This is a genomic window from Serratia sp. PAMC26656 (assembly GCF_016469055.2).
Lineage (GTDB): Bacteria > Pseudomonadota > Gammaproteobacteria > Enterobacterales > Enterobacteriaceae > Serratia > Serratia plymuthica.
In genome coordinates, this window is sequence record NZ_CP150486.1 from 568,986 (window position 1) to 585,822 (window position 16,837).

The 16,837-nt window shown below is 47.2% G+C and carries 16 protein-coding genes and 1 pseudogene; 15 read left to right on the top strand and 2 right to left on the bottom strand.

The genetic code is table 11. The annotated features are described in order from the left end of the window. Positions 1–24: 24 nt before the first annotated feature. Positions 25–2,013 carry a hypothetical protein gene (locus JEM67_RS03285; protein ID WP_199637978.1) on the bottom strand — a complete coding sequence of 663 codons (1,989 nt, stop codon included), beginning with the start codon at positions 2,011–2,013 and terminating at the stop codon, positions 25–27. Positions 2,014–2,658: 645 nt separating this feature from the next. Beyond that, complete coding sequence (locus JEM67_RS03290) at positions 2,659–3,366, bottom strand: NAD-dependent aldehyde dehydrogenase (protein WP_199637980.1); 708 nt, start codon at positions 3,364–3,366, stop codon at positions 2,659–2,661. A 554-nt stretch (positions 3,367–3,920) separates the two neighbouring features. On the opposite strand from JEM67_RS03290, the gene JEM67_RS03295 reads away from it, so the two are divergent. The 15 genes and pseudogenes from JEM67_RS03295 to JEM67_RS03365 all read left to right on the top strand — a co-directional run bounded on the left by JEM67_RS03295 (position 3,921) and on the right by JEM67_RS03365 (position 16,826). Then, positions 3,921–4,181, top strand: coding sequence for a helix-turn-helix transcriptional regulator (locus JEM67_RS03295; protein ID WP_199637982.1), 261 nt, complete (start codon positions 3,921–3,923; stop codon positions 4,179–4,181). Next, positions 4,178–4,423, top strand: a complete 246-nt coding sequence (locus tag JEM67_RS03300; protein WP_199637984.1) for a hypothetical protein — start codon at positions 4,178–4,180, stop codon at positions 4,421–4,423. The genes JEM67_RS03295 and JEM67_RS03300 overlap by 4 nt, the downstream gene beginning before the upstream one ends. Positions 4,424–4,428: 5 nt before the next feature. Then, complete coding sequence (locus tag JEM67_RS03305) at positions 4,429–4,974, top strand: host cell division inhibitor Icd-like protein (RefSeq protein WP_199637985.1); 546 nt, start codon at positions 4,429–4,431, stop codon at positions 4,972–4,974. After that, positions 4,971–5,234, top strand: a complete 264-nt coding sequence (locus JEM67_RS03310; RefSeq protein WP_199637987.1) for a hypothetical protein — start codon at positions 4,971–4,973, stop codon at positions 5,232–5,234. Before JEM67_RS03305 ends, JEM67_RS03310 begins: the two co-directional genes overlap by 4 nt. Continuing rightward, positions 5,231–5,569, top strand: a complete 339-nt coding sequence (locus tag JEM67_RS03315) for a DUF5375 family protein (protein ID WP_199637989.1) — start codon at positions 5,231–5,233, stop codon at positions 5,567–5,569. Before JEM67_RS03310 ends, JEM67_RS03315 begins: the two co-directional genes overlap by 4 nt. 12 nt (positions 5,570–5,581) lie before the next feature. Then, a complete protein-coding gene (locus JEM67_RS03320; protein WP_199637990.1) occupies positions 5,582–7,915 on the top strand; it encodes a primase-helicase zinc-binding domain-containing protein in 2,334 nt (777 codons plus the stop codon). Positions 7,916–8,429: 514 nt separating this feature from the next. Beyond that, positions 8,430–9,653 carry a lysozyme inhibitor LprI family protein gene (locus JEM67_RS03325; RefSeq protein WP_199637992.1) on the top strand — a complete coding sequence of 408 codons (1,224 nt, stop codon included), beginning with the start codon at positions 8,430–8,432 and terminating at the stop codon, positions 9,651–9,653. A 1,044-nt stretch (positions 9,654–10,697) separates the two neighbouring features. Then, positions 10,698–11,093, top strand: coding sequence for a DUF6088 family protein (locus tag JEM67_RS03330; protein ID WP_119804576.1), 396 nt, complete (start codon positions 10,698–10,700; stop codon positions 11,091–11,093). Beyond that, positions 11,086–12,036 carry a nucleotidyl transferase AbiEii/AbiGii toxin family protein gene (locus JEM67_RS03335; protein WP_119804575.1) on the top strand — a complete coding sequence of 317 codons (951 nt, stop codon included), beginning with the start codon at positions 11,086–11,088 and terminating at the stop codon, positions 12,034–12,036. Before JEM67_RS03330 ends, JEM67_RS03335 begins: the two co-directional genes overlap by 8 nt. A gap of 421 nt (positions 12,037–12,457) precedes the next feature. Beyond that, complete coding sequence (locus JEM67_RS03340) at positions 12,458–13,093, top strand: carbonic anhydrase (protein WP_119804574.1); 636 nt, start codon at positions 12,458–12,460, stop codon at positions 13,091–13,093. A gap of 98 nt (positions 13,094–13,191) precedes the next feature. Next, positions 13,192–13,347: pseudogene (locus JEM67_RS03345) on the top strand (IS3 family transposase); the annotation flags it as partial. Positions 13,348–13,938: 591 nt separating this feature from the next. After that, positions 13,939–14,331 carry a putative T6SS immunity periplasmic lipoprotein gene (locus tag JEM67_RS03350; protein WP_199637994.1) on the top strand — a complete coding sequence of 131 codons (393 nt, stop codon included), beginning with the start codon at positions 13,939–13,941 and terminating at the stop codon, positions 14,329–14,331. Between the two features lie 34 nt (positions 14,332–14,365). Next, on the top strand, positions 14,366–15,067 hold the full coding sequence (locus tag JEM67_RS03355; RefSeq protein WP_199637996.1) for a hypothetical protein: 702 nt from the start codon (positions 14,366–14,368) through the stop codon (positions 15,065–15,067). Between the two features lie 209 nt (positions 15,068–15,276). Further along, positions 15,277–15,525 (top strand): helix-turn-helix domain-containing protein, encoded by a 249-nt coding sequence (locus tag JEM67_RS03360; protein ID WP_004953056.1) that lies wholly within the window; start codon positions 15,277–15,279, stop codon positions 15,523–15,525. A 2-nt stretch (positions 15,526–15,527) separates the two neighbouring features. Beyond that, complete coding sequence (locus JEM67_RS03365; protein ID WP_199637998.1) at positions 15,528–16,826, top strand: type II toxin-antitoxin system HipA family toxin; 1,299 nt, start codon at positions 15,528–15,530, stop codon at positions 16,824–16,826. Positions 16,827–16,837 lie beyond the last annotated feature (11 nt).

A 16,837-nucleotide genomic window follows, 5' to 3' on the forward strand; every position in this document is an offset into this window, starting at 1 on the left:
TAACTGATTAATTTTATTTTTTCTTTATGCTTGCATGAGATTTCTAGAAAGAGAATATTCCTTATAGAAGTCTCTGGTAGAATGTGAAACTGATGAAAGGGTTCTTAATGCTTTATCTATGCCTTCGCTAGAAACTTTATCCTCCAGTATCATCAGCAATTGCGGGGTACTCATGAAAAATAAGCTATGGAATGGCTCATCATCAAGTTGACCGAAATGCTTAAGTTTTTGGATGTGTTCAGATAATTCATTTATATGCTCTTTCCAGTTATCAAGTTTTTTGTCAATCTTTGCATCAGAGCCTTTGAATGTTGCACCCAGAGAATTATTTAGAATTGAACGGATTGTCATTCTGTCTTGAAAACTTCCGTAATCATACAAAGTGAGAGCAATTTTAAATATTCTTTGAGATTTATATATTAGAGGGGGGGAACCTTCAATATTAATCTCGCCATCACATCTTAAAACTCGCTCCGCCTTGAAGCATTGACTTGTGGCGTGAATCAGACCTCCTCCTAAATCAGAAAGAATTGAATAATCAACTCCCGACATTGAAAGTCTTGTCATTCCTTTCTTTTTTATCTCAATGAAAATAATGGAATTTTCAGTTTCAATGGTTAGGTCGCTTTCACCAGAAACCAAGCCATCGTTACTTACAAAATTACCACTGCGATATGCAATACTATAATGTTTTAATTTATCCTTAACAAATTTTTCTATTACATGTCCTAACATAGCATCATTGTCTTTATTTCTTTTCCCGTCAGGGGCAATGATTGCGTTTAACGTGCTGTTAAGAAATGCTAAAGCAGACAATGGCTTTGGTAATAAAAGATAGTTTTCCTTAAATGGAATTAACTGTGTGAAATTATTATCAATATCTGTGCTTTTTGGGGGGAATTCTAATGATTTATTAGGGGTTTGATTGAGAAGAAGATTGTTAATCATCACAGAGGATTTTTTTGTTCCTAAATTTAAAGTTTTTTTTGCTACATTAAAACTAATGTCAGTGATTTGTTTTTCTAAAGATTTATTAAGTAAGGCCAAGCCGCTATTATATATTTTCCCAATTAGGAAGCCATAGCTTCTTACGTTTTTAAATTCAGCCGAGTTTACTAAGAAATCTAGGAGTTCACTCACGTATCCACTATGCATTTGGGCTATGCAAAAAAGGTTGTCAAATACAATTCCGTCAGAAAGGAATCTAGTTAAGCCATGATGATCAACGTACCAAGATTCGTAAGGGGTATAGTCTTGAAGTTCAAAAATAGATACTATATCCGTTAATAACTCAATTAACTCTTGGATATTACTCTCGTTTTCACTATTACCCAAGCTATTTGAATGTTTCGTACCTAGCGCAATTAAATATGCCCATGGTATAGCAGGCAACGGCCGATTACTCCCCATCGAAAGTGATCTAAAAGTATGGAATCTTTTTTGACTAGAGTCATAGCTATTAGAAATACATTCAAAAACCGCATGCAGGATATTACATCCACCAACTGAAACTGCAAGTCTGTCTATTTCTAACGTTAGTTGGTGATGATAAGTTTCGTCAAAATAGAAAACATCTTCTTTTTCAATTATTGGGAATCCTTTTTTTATGATTCTTGCGCAGGACCGGCTGAAGTCAAAATGTTTAGCATATATATCTTCGTAATTCGTGTTTGCTCTCATCAGTATATTAGTTTCTTTTATTTCCCCCAGAACGCTTATGATGTCATCCCATTTAATAGATGAGTAATTACCTTGTTCTTTGGTTTTTGTATTATCCCTTACTCCATCTAGTAACACATTTACATAAGCTATGTAAGGATTCAAAGGCCTTTCATTAACAACGTGCTCATAAATTATCTTCTTTTGCAGATATATTAGCTTTTCACGTACCAGATAGATCTCATCTCCTGAGATGTTTTTCATTTTAACATAACCGTCCTTACTATTTATTTGAGGGTAAGTTACATTGGAAACTCGCTCATCACATAAATGTAAAAATAATTCATAATTCATTTTCTTCTCCATGAAGTTAAAAGAGAGGGGTTACGAGTGTTATAATAATTTAAAGAACCCAAGACTATAATGGTGTCATTAGCATTTTTTTCTTTAGATGCGTTACCTAAACACTAGGTTAGTACTATTTCCTACATGATCTAACTATTTTTACCACTAAATGATGATTCGTAACAGGGTACCATGCTTAACCTTGCACTGAGCTCTTCCCCCCTTAGATTGAAATTCCCGCTAGTGCTCTCAGGTTTATTTTTCGGGGCGCTACCGGTTTGTTCCCCTCTGCATTCGTGCTTGCTTGCCTGCGCGCGCAATACTCCCTCGCCTACGCGCTCTGACTTTATCATGCGCATTTCATGCATGATGCTGAGGCCCTGTAAGCCCTTGTGGCGCGGGGTTTCGGCTGTTTTGAGGGGCTGGGGATTCATGCAAAATCATGCACCCTATGCATGCACGCACGGTTTGAGGCAGGCTAGCCAGAAAAAAGGCTGTTTTCGGGCTTGGGGAAAAGTAAACGCCCCGCAGCAAAATCAGCATTGCAGCGGGGCCAGTTCAATCAATGAAATGTTTTATTTCGGCTATAACGACTGGTTAGGGTATAAGACGAAGGAGTGCACAGCGGGCAACGCATCATGATTTTGCTCCCTTTTACTGCAAGCGCTGGCGTTTTTCCTGCAGTTCGTTAGCAACCTGCATCCGGCGCATTGGACTTCTTCGCAGCTCCGGTAATACCCCGGTTTCTTCCGGCTTCGTCAGCCCGATGTCTTTCAATACTGGGTGCTCAATGCCCTGTAGTGCCGTGGCCGCATGAATATGGCCGCTCAGCGCCCCTAACAGACGCTGTTCAATCGCTTTCATCGGGTCGTTCCCATAGACGCCGTAAGCCTGCTTCGCCAGTGTACAAGCCTTGATAACATCAGGACTGATCAACGCAGCACTGAGCGCGTCCAACGCCTTGCTCATCGCATGTTCAGCAAATGAAGTCAGGGCTGCTTCGTGTGCCGCTACCATCTTAGGGGCTGTGCCCCCGCAACTGAGGTGAAGCTGCATTTTATCCAGCTCCATTTCCTCAATCAGGCCGTCGAATTCCTTCGCCAGTTCCCGCTTGGAAATCCGGCTGTGATGCTGTGCTTGCAGCTCCGGGGTCATTTCCCCGCGTAGCTTACGAAACAGGGGGCGCCACTGGCTTTCGGCTTCATGACTTTCCACTTCCGTGTCTTTCTTCTGTTGATGACAGCGGGCAATCCCCGTAATGACGTCCGTCAGCGCCTGATAGTTTTTGTCGTGGGCGGCGCGGGCATCACGCAGGGCTTGCAGCTTGTCGTTGATGTGCTTGGGTAATGCAGTTGTGCTCATGGGTTTATCTCCGGTGTCAGTCAATGTGAGGCTATTCTGCTGACTGCCGTACAACATCGCCATTCATCCCGGTTGGACTGTCCGCAGGACAACAGCACTGAAAACTGACGATAAAACCATCAACGAGATTTTAGTTTTATATAAAACTATTCACTACTGTTCACTTTAATAAAAAAGGTAAATAAATCAGTAAATAAAGCAGTGAACAGTTTCTCTAAAACTAGTCACCAAGTGTTCACTACTGTTCACCCGGCTAAAAACAGCCTTTTTTCTGGCTAGCCTTTTCTGAATACCTTGGACTGTTTATGCCTATTAATAACTAACCATTCATTGTTAATTCATTACTGCGGTTCTGCCTCTGTTTGCCAATATAGGCCAATATGAGCCAATATATGCCAAAACGTACACTCAATTGAAAATCAAGGAAAAAATCTCGGATACCACACAACATCCCCTTGTTGCCACCCCGCAAAATATTCACATAATAGGGCGCTACCAGACGAACCCACACAGCGCCGGTGAGATCCCACCGGGCATAAACGAGGTAGCATTCCATGCTTGCAGTTGCCACACAGACCCCTTCCACACTCTCGCCCGTCCCGGTTGATTACACGCCACGCGATCGCTTCATTCGTCTACCTGAAGTGTTGTATACCACCGGGCTGTCACGCTCTACCGTCTACGAGATGATGACCCGCAAGCAATTCCCGGCCCAAATATCCCTTGGCGGCAAAACCGTCGCATGGCTCGAATCAGAAATCGAAAACTGGATGGCTGAACGCATTGCCAACCGTCATCAGGGGGCCACAGCATGATGCGGTTAACCTTTGGCCGACACAGCTTTACCCTGACCGATACCGACGCGCTGTTTGTCGCAGAATCCATCCTGTTGCAACGCAAACAGCCGGATATTGCCTTGCCGGAGCACCGCAGCGATAAGCACGGCGTGATCCGCCTGGCCAGCAGCCAGGCCGAGCCACGTTTATTCCGTGCCGTGCCGGTGCCGCTGACCCGCGCTGCCGCCGATACCCGCAACGACCAGCTTACCGACTGTTGATCACTATGCGATCGATTGAACGTCCGGGGGTGCCTTACCGCTTGCCCCCGCGTCCAGCCCTGCGCTATAGTCCCCCCGCTGTCGCACAATCGGCAGCCGGGCGTGGAAACCCGTGTAACTTATTGGCGACACAACACGCGCCATGCGTGTTTTTTTATGTCGTAGCCTTAGTGCGCTCATTTTTTGCACAGTGGTATTTATGCTACTGTGGCTGTCAAACAATGGTGGCTCAGGCGGGGCTGACTTCGGTCAGGCCGGTTTCCAATAAGGCCGGTATTTCCACCCCCGTCTGGGCTACCACCCATAAGCGTGGAAACTTCGGTGGTAGCAATAACCAATACTTATTGGAGGCTGCCACCATGGCTACGACCCTCACCCCGACTCACCCTAAATTCTGTTTCCTGTTTGCGGCTATTCGCCGTACAGCTCTGACGGCAGCCCCGTGCATGCTGCGCACCGTGGCAGATTCCGAACACAGCGCCCGCCGCCTGCTGGCGCGTGACTACATTCTGTCGTTTGCGGGCCGTCTGCCTGTACAGGGGGTGGCATGAATACGCTGGCCACCCGTTTCCACAGTGAAACCTTCTATCCTATTCCGCATGCTGATTTCCTGCGTCTTCAGCATGCACATTCTACCGGCGTGCTGTTCCTCGACATGCTGGACACCCTTGAATCGACCGGCCAGCGCCCGGACGCCGCTCAAAAAGCCGCCTTTGCGTCTGTCATAGCGGTACTCACTGACCAGCTCGGACAGGTCGTAAAAACCTGTGATTCTCACATTCTCGCCAGCATGGAGGCTTCCGCCGCATGAACACCCCACAGTCTTGTTTACCCGTTGAAGTCCGTACCGCCGTTTACCGCCGCGCATTGGCCCATGCCTATCTCGATACCTGCGCCTTTTACCGGGTGAATCCCGGCTACACGCTGGATGAGCTGCAAATGGCGATTGCGATGGACATTGAAGGCTACTTTGTCCGCCAGCACGGCGCAGAGGTGGGCATGGACATGGCCTGCACCATGCTCAGTGACATGGTGCTGCCGGATATTCTGGTGGCGCCGCCGCGCCTGACCACGCTCGGCCAAAAGATGATGGATGAGCTGTGCTGTAGCCGAATGGCCGTCATCTGTAATACCACCGTGCACTGAGGAGGCAAAACAATGACCGCATTAAGCGTTTCTCACACCTCACGTGCTGCTACCGGTCACTGGCCGGTCTTGCTTCCCGCACTGGGCATTCACATTACTGCCGGGGGCCGGGCGCAGCCCTGCCCGGTCTGCGGCGGCAAAGACCGCTTTCGCTTTGATAATCTGCAGGGCCGTGGCACATGGTTTTGTAACCAGTGCGGCGGTGGCGATGGCCTGAATCTGGTCGAAAAAGCGCTGGCCGTGACCGCCAAAGAAGCCGCTGTGAAGGTGGCCGGGGTATTGGGTGAGCCGTCGGGCAATACATTGCCGGAGCACAATCCCCAGCAGGAACAGCAAGACAGGGCGCAGGCGCGAAATAACGCAGCGCAGCAGGCCAGACAACTGCTCGCCAGCGCCCGACAACAGGCCGGGAATAGCTATCTGACCGCCAAGGGCTGGCCGGACACTGACGCCCTGACATTACAGGGGCCGTCATTACGCATGGGCGGTATTACTTACCAGTACGGCGACCTGTTGTTGTCTCTAACTGACAGCGCTGGGGAGGTGGTTAACGTCCAGTTGATTAACGCCGCAGGTGATAAGCGCACGCTGGCCGGGGGGCAGGTGAAAAACGCCTGCCATTTCCTGCACGGGCAGGATAATGCCGTTATCTGGCTGACCGAGGGCTACGCCACCGGCCTGACCGTGCATCAACTGACCGGGGAAAGCGTCTGCGTTGCACTCAGCGCCAATAACCTACCCGCGATGGCGCAGCAGTTACGCACCCACTACCCTGACGCGCTGTTGCTGCTGGCGGCTGATAATGACGAGAACGGCACCGGGCAGGCCCGTGCTGCCGAAGCCGCGCAACTGAGCGGCGGCAAACCGGCGTTACCGTCAGAAACAGGCGACTGGAACGACATTTACCTGCAACAGGGCAAGCTGGCCGCGCTTGCGCAATTGACTGCCTTTAGCCAGCCCAAGCAACCCAGCCCGTTTGATACGCTCAGCGATGCCGACCTGAAAGCCATGAGCGCCAGTGAAAAGGCCGAACTGCTGGCAGAGCACTACCAGCACCTGCTGGCCGTTCCACAGGTCGGTGAAGACTTGTGCCGCTATGAAAACGGCGCATGGCAGGTGTTGCCATACCGGGTGCTTAGCCGCGAAATTGCCGCGCTGTTCCAGAAAATCCGCGCCCCGTTCTCGGCGGCAGGTATCAACAGCATTCTGGACACGCTCCGGCTGATGGTGCCGCAAATGGGCACGCCGGCACGGCACCTGATTGGCTTTCGTAACGGGGTATTTGATACCACCACCGGGCAATTCAGTGCACACCAGAAAACGCACTGGCTGCGTACCGTCAACAGCGTGGACTACACGCCACCCAAGGCCGGGGAAAATCTGGCCGACCATGCCCCGCACTTCTGGCGCTGGCTGACCCGCGCCGCCGGGCAGCAACCCGACAAGCAGGCGCGTATTCTTGCCGCGCTGTTTATGGTGCTGGCGAACCGGTATGACTGGCAACTGTTCCTTGAGGTCACCGGCCCCGGCGGCAGCGGTAAAAGCGTGATGGCCGCCATAGCCAGCCTGTTGGCGGGGAAAGACAACACCACCTCGGCCACCATCGATACACTGGAATCGTCACGGGAACGCGCCTCCGTGGTCGGGTTCTCGCTGATTATCCTGCCTGACCAAGAGAAATGGAGCGGTGACGGAGCGGGTATCAAAGCGATCACCGGCGGCGATGCGGTGGCTATCGATCCGAAATACCGGGATGCCTACTCCACGCACATTCCGGCGGTGATTTTGGCGGTGAATAACAACCCGATGCAGTTCAGTGACCGCAGCGGCGGGGTGTCCCGTCGCCGGGTGATCCTGCCGTTCCCGGAGGTGATACCGGCCAACGAGCGTGACCCGCAATTGCTGGCAAAAATCGCCGGTGAGCTGGCAGTGATCGTGCGCCATCTGATGCAGCGTTTTGCCGTGCCCGATGACGCCCGCGTATTGCTGGAAGCGCAACAGAACTCGGGCGAAGCGCTGGAGATTAAACGCAGCGCCGATCCGCTGGTCGATTTTTGCGGCTACCTGCTGGCAGTCAGTGCGCCTGACGGCCTGTATATCGGTAATGCCAACATTACCCCGGCGAACCCACGCAAATACCTGTATCACGCTTACCTCTCCTATATGGAAGCGCGAGGACACAAGTACCCATTGAATCTGACCGCGTTCGGGCGCGCGGTGCCGCAAACCCTGCGTGAGTATGAAATCGCGCTATTGAAACGCAAGACCAATCAGGGGATGCAGACCAACCTGATATTGAGCGAAGACTGTGAAACCGACTGGCTCCCCAAGTGTGAAATGCGCTAAGCGAATAGCATCACGATCGTTTCCGCCGATCAATACGCGGTTATTGATCTGCCGAACCCATTGGACGCTGTTGTGTGGGGGCACTTATAGTTCCCCTGTACAAACCGCATACACCCAACACCGGGGAACCCCGTAGCGGTGACTACTCAGGCCTGCATTGCAGGCCTTTTCTTTGCCCTGAAACATCTCCCCCGTTATTCACCCGCTGTGCAAACAATCACCGGCTCAGGCCGGTGTTTTGCATTTTTGGGTATGACTGTTCACTGAGAGTGACCAGTCAGGGTAAACTCGTCACCAACTGGTCACTTCTTAATTTATTGTTTTTAAACAACTAAAATTAAAAGTGAACAGTGTGACCAGTTTTTCTATAAATCTTTTTTTAGCCGTATAAAATGGTGTCGAGTGGCTTATGCAATGGATATCGAAAACATAACGTTTTGTGCCGCCACCAATCCAATTTAACAGTCAGTTACTGAATGTTAAATTTTCTGCTCAAACTCATGGGGGGATTAGATTGCAGAACTTTGACTTTATAAATTGGCTTATTAAAGCTTTGCAAAACCCTTTAGGGCAGTTCGTCCTTTTGCCTATTGGGTATGCTTTATTTAGATTCGCAGAATACTTAGTTAAACGAAAAGTTGAAGGAAAAGATACATCAGAAAAGATTGATCAGTACAGTAAACTTTTAGATCTAAAAGAGAAGCTTGTAAAAAACAAAGTCACTATAAAAGAATTGCAATCACTCAGAACGGAAATGTTTGAAAATGATATTGACAAGGCATTAATTATTTCCACCCAATTTAACGAAAAAGCCAAGCTTTTAATAAGAAATATTGACAATATCAACGGTGAGAATAAAAACGAAAATTCAAGTTTCATTAATGAACCACATCTAACGCAAATTGATATGAATTCAATATCACATCAGAAAGTAAAAGATGCTGAGGAATATCTAAAAGATATTATAGGTCGATTAACACAAGATCTTTCATATAAAAACATAGAGGCACTTAATACTTCTCAGGTCTCATGGATAAAGTTTAGGGATGATGAAGTTTCTAGAGAGACGCTGAAGTGGGAAGGTGGCTCAATATTACCGCTTATGAAAAATGTAAGGCTTGAGGTTTTGACTCGTGAACGTATTGCTTCACTCGAAAATGAATATTATGAACAGGGCAACTTACTAGTTCCTGAGATGACTAAACCAACGCCAACCAATTTATTCCAATATATTGAAGTTGGCCTTGCAAAAAATAAGGCAGAGGTTTTTTTAGGGGAACCATACAAAATTGAAAGTGACACTTGGTATTATAACTATAAAGAAACTCAACTTCAAATCAGTTTTGATGAAGAAAAAGCTATAAGTCAGGTTATGTTGTTACTTAGGCATGGGCATATAGTTTATTGTGCAGATGCAATAACAAGCATCCCTCTTGGCCAGTTAACCTTTCAAGATTTGATAGATAATGAAAGCTCAACTATTATAGCTCATGAAGCAACTATGCGTACCGAAACTCTTTACTCTTGGCAACGTATAGGTCCAGCAGGAGCATGGGATAATTATTGCTTTGGTACAACAACGATTTTTTCGGGTATAGGCCAACTTGAGGATGTATCTTTCGAGTGGGATTGCAACCAAGATGTCCTTGTTAGCCCCCCAAAAGACATTAAAATAAACTGGGTGGGTAAATCACGGACAACTATTGATTACCCATTCTTTAATTACTTTATAAGTTAACTTTCTGATTTATTGACTCTTGCATTTCACTACCTGTTGTTTATGTTGGTACGTGGCTACCAACGATGGTCTTCGGGCGCGCTGTGCCGAAAGCCTGCGTGAGTATGAAATAGCGCTGTTGAAGCTCAAGACCAATCAGGGGATGCAGATCAACCTGATACGGTGTGAAGCTGACAGGCCTCTCAGGTGTAATATGCCGAACTCATTGGGCGCTATTACGCGAGGCCGCTTATAGTCGATCTGTATAAATCGTATACACCCAACACCGGGGAACCCCGTAGCGGTGACTGCTCAGGCCTGCATTGCAGGTCTTTTCTCTGCCTGAAATCTCTCCCTGCCGCTCATCTACAGCGCAATAAATCACCGGCTCAGGCTGGTATTTTGCATTTTGGGGCTGACTGTTCACGCCCAGTGACCAGTCAGGGCAAACTCATCACCAACTAATCACCAGTTAATTAATTGTTTTTAAACAACTAAAATAAAAAGTGAACAGTGTGACCAGTTTTTCTATAAATCTTTTTTTTCAGCCTCCAAAAAAGAGAACGCTGTGTTCAGAAAATACCCGCGACAATTTATGCTTAGTTGCGCTTCCGGTTTGGGTTCGTAGGACGGAACCTAACCGAAATCTTTTATCTGATTGAATACTGGTCGAAAATGTAGGAGGGAATGATCAATTTTCTGATGTATCACGGAATTTATACTGGGGGCACAAAAAGGGGCATATCCTCGAATGAGATATAATTATTTCATATATTTCATTGTGTTACGTCGATGTTTGAGTCCGGCCTTCGCACCATTAGTACAGCGCGAACAAGAAGCCACCGAAAGGTGGTTTTTTTGTGCCTGAAATCCGCCCCGCGAGTTTTCCTCATCTTACCCAGACTTATCTTCAGTACATAACCTTCAAGCGCCTTGAGCTGATGAGTGACATCATCGCTAGACACTATCCGGGAATGCTGGCAGCAGGGTAAGTTAAGTGTCGTATGTTTGCTGTAAAAATGTCGTATGTTTGCTATGATGAAGAAATGACCAAAGGAGGATAACATGACCATAAAAGCTCGTATTCAGTCACGACTGAAACGCTCAAAGCGTTATGTTTTCACTCGTGACGATTTCAAAGATCTTGCTGGTTACGATCAAATTGGCAGAGCACTGCGTGAACTGGTGAAGGAAGGACAGCTGTTGAAAGTAGGCTATGGCGTCTATACCAAAGCGCGGCAAAATGTGATTACCGGCAAGTTGATGCCTGCTGCTCCCGGAGGTTCTGCTGCGGTAGTGATTGAGGCGTTGGAACGTCTGAACGTGGATTACCGCTTGGTTGGAGCAACAAGCGCCTATAATAGTGGTAAATCCACTCAGATCCCCGCATCACTGGAAATCAAAACCTCACCACGTTTTAAGAGAACGTTGTCAGTAGGGAACAGTAAATTAAATGGATGATTTAACAACGCTATTCCCAGATGTTGCCGATGCTCTGGGCATTGAATCAGTTGCAATTGTAGAGAAAGATTATTACATCGTTGAGTTATTGCGATTGCTCCAGCCTCTGGCCTTTGATACGCATCAACTGGTTTTTGCCGGTGGAACGGCATTGTCAAAAGCGGGGATATCTTTGAACAGGATGTCGGAGGACGTGGACATTAAGCTTGTCCCTGTCGCCGGTTTTTCCCAGCAATATTCCAGAGGTCAGCGTAAAAACATCCGTAAGGGTATTATTCAGATCATTATCGAAACGATTGCAGCCTCTGGTACGTTTCGCCTGGATGAAGAGTATCCAAAGGTTACTCGTGATGAATATCGCTATAATGAAATTCCGGTGCGCTACCCGCAGGAATATGCACAAATTCCCTGCTTAAGGCCATTTATCAAACTGGAACTAATGGAAACAGATTTGCTTGAGGTTGCGGAAAACCGCGCTATTAGTTCATTGGTAATGGATCTAACAAAGAAGGGCGAAGTAGTGGGGGCTTTCCCCTGCGCAACTATCACCAGCACGCAGGCTGAAAAGCTGATTTCGATGATGCGTAGAACGGCTGCAAGCATGCGTGATGTGGAGCGTGCAGTGGATGAGTCACTGGTGCGTCATATCTACGACAATTTTTGTATAGTTAGAGAAAAAGGTTCTGACGTTCCTGTTTTGAAGCACTTGGTGCAGGAATGCATTGAGCAGGATATTGAACGTTACGGTGCCCAGTACCCTGAATTCTGCGAATCGCCTGTTGAAGAGCTGAAAATGGGGCTGGAAGAACTGGCGAGCAATCCTGTTTATAAGGAACGCTATCTGCAGTTTGTTACACCAATGGTATTCGGTGAAAGCCAGGTTTCCTGGGAAGAGGCCTATACCTGTTTTCGCAAGACGGCATTGGATGTGGTTGATGCATAGCGCCAGAGATATGTTCGATTGTTAGTATCTTCCTGGGCAGGGCTGGCCCGATTCGAGTCCCAAACTCAACGATTTAATGTGTTGGTATCGATGTTGGTATCGATGTTGGTACATTATCTAAAAGTTATTTTTAATTTTTTAAAATCAAATGATTAATCATTATGTGCGAGTCCGGCCTTCGCACCATTAGTACAGCGCGAACAAGAAGCCACCGAAAGGTGGTTTTTTTGTGTCTGCGATTTGCCCCGCGAGTTTTCCTCATCTTACCCAGACCTACCTTCATCAGCGGATTACTGCACCTCGTAACTTGGTAGGCTTGCCCTCCAGGCCCTTGAAACGCGCCTTTTTGCCAACGAGGTGCTGGACTAACGGGAAGTGATGCTTATCATGTTATCGAGACTACAGATCCAGAGAGCGTGCTATGCAACATATCATTGAAGGTTTCCTCAACTTCCAGAAAGAGATTTTCCCTCAGCGTCAGGAGCTCTTCCGCAGCCTTGCCTCCAGCCAGAACCCTAAAGCGCTTTTTATTTCGTGTTCTGACAGCCGCCTGGTACCCGAGCTTGTGACTCAGCAAGAGCCGGGGCAGCTTTTCGTTATCCGTAACGCAGGCAACATCGTTCCTTCCTTTGGCCCGGAGCCGGGTGGGGTGTCGGCGACCATTGAATACGCGGTGGTGGCATTGGGCGTCTCGGATATCGTGATTTGCGGCCACTCGAACTGCGGCGCCATGAAGGCGATAGCTTCTTGCCAGTGCCTTGACCCGATGCCAGCTGTGGCCCACTGGCTGCACTATGCGGACGCGGCAAAAGCGGTGGTAGAGAAGAAAACGTGGGATAGCGAAACCGACAAAGTTAACGCTATGGTTGAAGAGAACGTTATAGCCCAGCTAAATAATATTAAGACTCACCCGTCCGTTGCTGTTGGTCTGCGCAACAACGGCCTGCGTCTGCACGGCTGGGTGTACGACATCGAAAGTGGCGAGATCCGCACGCTGGATAAAAATACGAAGAATTTCGTTTCGCTGGCGGATAACCCCGAAGTTCACTTCGAATAACGTGATGCCTGGCCTTGGCGATGAAATTGAATCCACGTTCCGGCGTGGATTTTTTTATGGATAGCTCTCATTAGCTGAATGTCATTAATAATGTTCTTTATCTGTTTAGAACGCCGAACGAAGCACGGGAGATAGCCGATCTCAGGTTGAATGAATACAACAGTGAGTGACCTCATGAATCCCTGAATAACCTGACGCCGGAAGAGTACCGGCTGATGGTTGAAAAACCGGAAATATCAAAAAGTGCGTGGAACGAAACCGGGCGTGCTTACAATCGCACCATTCGTAAAATGCGAACAAGAAGCCACCGAAAGGTGGTTTTTTTGTGCATGCGATCCCATTCTGGCAACTTTCCCTCATTTTTCTTTCAGTATAACTCAGTCTGTTCAACCCGTATGCAGGCTACCGTTGCGGGAGCCAATTGGGGGCTTTCTGATAAATCCCTCAGGCTTATCTTATTGACGTAATGAGTTAAAAAAGTTTTATCTCTTCTTCTTTTGAACAGGGAGTTCCAGAATCGAACATAAACAAGAAAAGATAAAACGGGCGTTAACACCTGGCGAAGTTAATCTGGCACGTTCGTGTTTGGCAGCATCAAAGAAGCATGTGGGGGCGCACCAGAGGGCTTCTCAGTTGGGATGTGAGTTATCAATATCGGCTCGATAAACCATTACTGAGCCACTACAGTATGGAGCAGCAAGCATCGATAATTGCAGGCTATTTCAACCTCAAGACGTTTGGCGTCAGCGACTTCATCAGTTTATATGGTAGGAATTACGCAGGGATAGTAGACAACAATACATTGTCAAAATGTCACCCATAATCAGAAGTGCAGGGCTACCACTATGAAAAAATTTTCCTTGCTCTTTCCTCCCCCCTTTTATTTCTGCTTGCCCCATGGGGTCAGAGTTTACTGCGAGTCCGCTCAGGCGACGGTTGCAGGAAATAAAATTTGTGTGTTTGTAGGTGAGAATGACTTGCGGAAATATGAGTCTATTTTAAAAGTCCGTATATGGAAGATTGGTAACGATAGCTATGTCTATGAAAAGGCATACGTGAATAATCCTATAAAAATCAAGTCCGATAAGTGTATTCCAGATATTGGTGATTTCAATTTTATTCCTGTGGTAGGATATGGAATTAGCGTTAGCACTCCACTTAACACTTATATGACGAATTTTATTGTTTGGAAGAGTGGTATACTAGGGGGTATTAGTTTTGTGAATTTATATAGTTAAGTTATTTACATGGTAATATAAATAGGAGTATGTGATGGAGTTAATTAATATTGTGGTTAGTCCTTTTTTAGAGTTGTTGAGGGGATTGCAGTCCAGTGGAGAGTTATCGCAATGGCAGGTGTTTTTTACTTTTTTTTCTTCAGTTCTTTTACTTGTTATTTTCTTAAGAATTAAAACGATTCTAGGTTTTATGAGGAATATGAAAAATAGTCGATTTGATGAGCTGAAATACCTTTATCAATTTTCAGATGAGAAGAGCATCGAGGCTAGGTGCATTAATATAGAAATAAATAAGATAGTGAGATACCGTGTGTGTGGTGTTAGTGATGTTGCTACACAAAATTTGATTTTTAAAGTGTCAGAAAAAAATAGTGATGTAATAGCGCCTTCTTTTTTTAAGAAGTATCGTCTATGGATAGAGAGCAAAGATGGTTTTTTGATTTTTAAGCAAGGTGCTATGTATTGGATTGAGTGTACTATTTTTGTCGTTTTTGCATTGCAGTATATTATGTTTGCTTTTTTGTTTTTATTTTATTCTATCTATTTTGGTGATGCATTAGCATTATGGAAACATGTCTTGATTTATACGATGGCAGTAATTCTTATTATTATGTTCGACTCGTTTTGGAAAATGGTACCAACGCGTAAAGAATGTCATCTTTTGAAAGATGTGCTTAGCAAGCAGTTCGAAGACACTTGTAGCGATCCTGAGCCTGCGGATAAGTCTGCTCTATAGCTATGCGCGCCATTAGTTATCACACGAGCAATAATCCGTCTCAAGGTGGTTTTTGCTCCTAAAATTCGACATATCCCTATTTATATTCAATATGTTACGGATATTTATCCGTGATAGAGGATATGCTCACTTTTACCCCCTGTAGCGGATAATATTTGCTTTATCCGTTATAGGGGATAATACTCATTTCATCCGCTTGGGAGGATAAAATGAAAATCACCTCGGCAAAGATGTTGGCGCATGCGCTACGCAATGAACGTAAAAAGCGTAACCAAAGCCAAAGTAAAACTGCTGACAGCATTGGGTTAAAGCAGGCCACGGTTTCCGCGTTTGAAAACAACCCGGACGGCACCCGGCTGGAAACGTTGTTCAAACTGCTTGCTGCGTTGGATTTAGAGCTACAAGTGACTCCGCGCGGTAAGCCGGTCGATCCCAAAACCTGGGATCAGGAGTGGTGAGCATGGAAAAGCTACGTGTGGTGCTGAATGGCACCCTTGTTGGGACGCTGGAAAAGCATGCGGGTGGCGCGATGTCGTTTGTTTACCACGAAGAGTGGTTGGCACAAGCCGGCGCGCGCGCCATATCGTTATCCCTGCCGCTACAACCAGAACCGTTCCGCGGTGACGTGGTGTATAACTTTTTCGACAACCTGCTGCCGGACAGCGAGCTTATTCGCAGCCGCCTACAGGCGCGTTTTAGAACGGCAACCAAACAGCCTTTTGATCTGCTTTCCAGCATTGGCAGCGACTGCGTGGGTGCGATCCAGCTTTACCCTGAACATGCCGATGTGGCCCCGGTCAAGCAAGTGAACGCCGTGCCTGTCAGTGATGAAGAAATAGAGCAGCTTCTGCTGGGGTACCGCGAGGCGCCGTTGGGCATGGAGGCGGGTACTGATGATTTCCGGATCTCTCTAGCCGGTGCGCAGGAAAAGACCGCGCTGCTTTGGTTCGGCAATCAGTGGTATCGGCCACAGGGGAGTACGCCAACCAGCCACATCATAAAACTGCCCATTGGGCATATCGCGCATAACAATCTGGATCTCAGCGAAAGCTGTGAGAACGAGTGGTTATGTTTACGCATTGCAGAACAGTTTGGCCTGCCGGTAGCGCAGGCTAAGTTGGCGCGTTTTGGTGAACAAAAGGCTTTGATCGTTGAGCGTTTTGACCGACGTTGGGCGCGGGATAACAGCTGGCTGATTCGTTTGCCGCAGGAGGATTTCTGCCAGGCGTTAGGTATTGCCCCTGTGCTGAAATATGAGGCTGATGGCGGGCCCGGTATTGCGGCTGCGATGCAACTGCTAATGGGTTCTCAGCAGCCATTACTCGATCGAGACATCTTCTTTAAAAGCCAAATCGTCTTCTGGATGCTGGCGGCCATTGATGGACATGCCAAAAACTTTAGCCTGTTCATTGAGCAGGAAACGGCCTATCGAATGACTCCGCTTTACGATGTGCTCTCGGGTTACCCATTTATGCATGCCCGTGGCATTGCACCACAGAAAGCAAAAATGGCCATGGCCGTATTGGGGCAGAGTCGCCATTACCGTTGGAGCCAGATCTTGCCCAGGCACTTTACCTCTACCGCGAGAACTGTGGGGTATTCCGAAGAGAAAACGCTGCAGGTGATGACTGAGCTGAAAGCACAAACAGAGCAGGCGCTCGCTAATGTGGAAGCGATGTTGCCGGACGAGTTTCCTCGTTCTGTGAGTGATGCAATTTTTGCCGGGGTTCGGCGGCAGGCTGAGAGGTTGCCGGGGTAGGGCCAGTCCAG

What these genes read in the sequence shown, in the direction of transcription:
- JEM67_RS03285 (WP_199637978.1), bottom strand. Translation starts at nt 2,013, where the DNA reads ATGAATTATGAATTATTTTTACATTTATGTGATGAGCGAGTTTCCAAT.
- JEM67_RS03290 (WP_199637980.1), bottom strand. Translation starts at nt 3,366, where the DNA reads ATGAGCACAACTGCATTACCCAAGCACATCAACGACAAGCTGCAAGCC.
- JEM67_RS03295 (WP_199637982.1), top strand. Translation starts at nt 3,921, where the DNA reads ATGCTTGCAGTTGCCACACAGACCCCTTCCACACTCTCGCCCGTCCCG.
- JEM67_RS03300 (WP_199637984.1), top strand. Translation starts at nt 4,178, where the DNA reads ATGATGCGGTTAACCTTTGGCCGACACAGCTTTACCCTGACCGATACC.
- JEM67_RS03305 (WP_199637985.1), top strand. Translation starts at nt 4,429, where the DNA reads ATGCGATCGATTGAACGTCCGGGGGTGCCTTACCGCTTGCCCCCGCGT.
- JEM67_RS03310 (WP_199637987.1), top strand. Translation starts at nt 4,971, where the DNA reads ATGAATACGCTGGCCACCCGTTTCCACAGTGAAACCTTCTATCCTATT.
- JEM67_RS03315 (WP_199637989.1), top strand. Translation starts at nt 5,231, where the DNA reads ATGAACACCCCACAGTCTTGTTTACCCGTTGAAGTCCGTACCGCCGTT.
- JEM67_RS03320 (WP_199637990.1), top strand. Translation starts at nt 5,582, where the DNA reads ATGACCGCATTAAGCGTTTCTCACACCTCACGTGCTGCTACCGGTCAC.
- JEM67_RS03330 (WP_119804576.1), top strand. Translation starts at nt 10,698, where the DNA reads ATGACCATAAAAGCTCGTATTCAGTCACGACTGAAACGCTCAAAGCGT.
- JEM67_RS03335 (WP_119804575.1), top strand. Translation starts at nt 11,086, where the DNA reads ATGGATGATTTAACAACGCTATTCCCAGATGTTGCCGATGCTCTGGGC.
- JEM67_RS03340 (WP_119804574.1), top strand. Translation starts at nt 12,458, where the DNA reads ATGCAACATATCATTGAAGGTTTCCTCAACTTCCAGAAAGAGATTTTC.
- JEM67_RS03350 (WP_199637994.1), top strand. Translation starts at nt 13,939, where the DNA reads ATGAAAAAATTTTCCTTGCTCTTTCCTCCCCCCTTTTATTTCTGCTTG.
- JEM67_RS03355 (WP_199637996.1), top strand. Translation starts at nt 14,366, where the DNA reads ATGGAGTTAATTAATATTGTGGTTAGTCCTTTTTTAGAGTTGTTGAGG.
- JEM67_RS03360 (WP_004953056.1), top strand. Translation starts at nt 15,277, where the DNA reads ATGAAAATCACCTCGGCAAAGATGTTGGCGCATGCGCTACGCAATGAA.
- JEM67_RS03365 (WP_199637998.1), top strand. Translation starts at nt 15,528, where the DNA reads ATGGAAAAGCTACGTGTGGTGCTGAATGGCACCCTTGTTGGGACGCTG.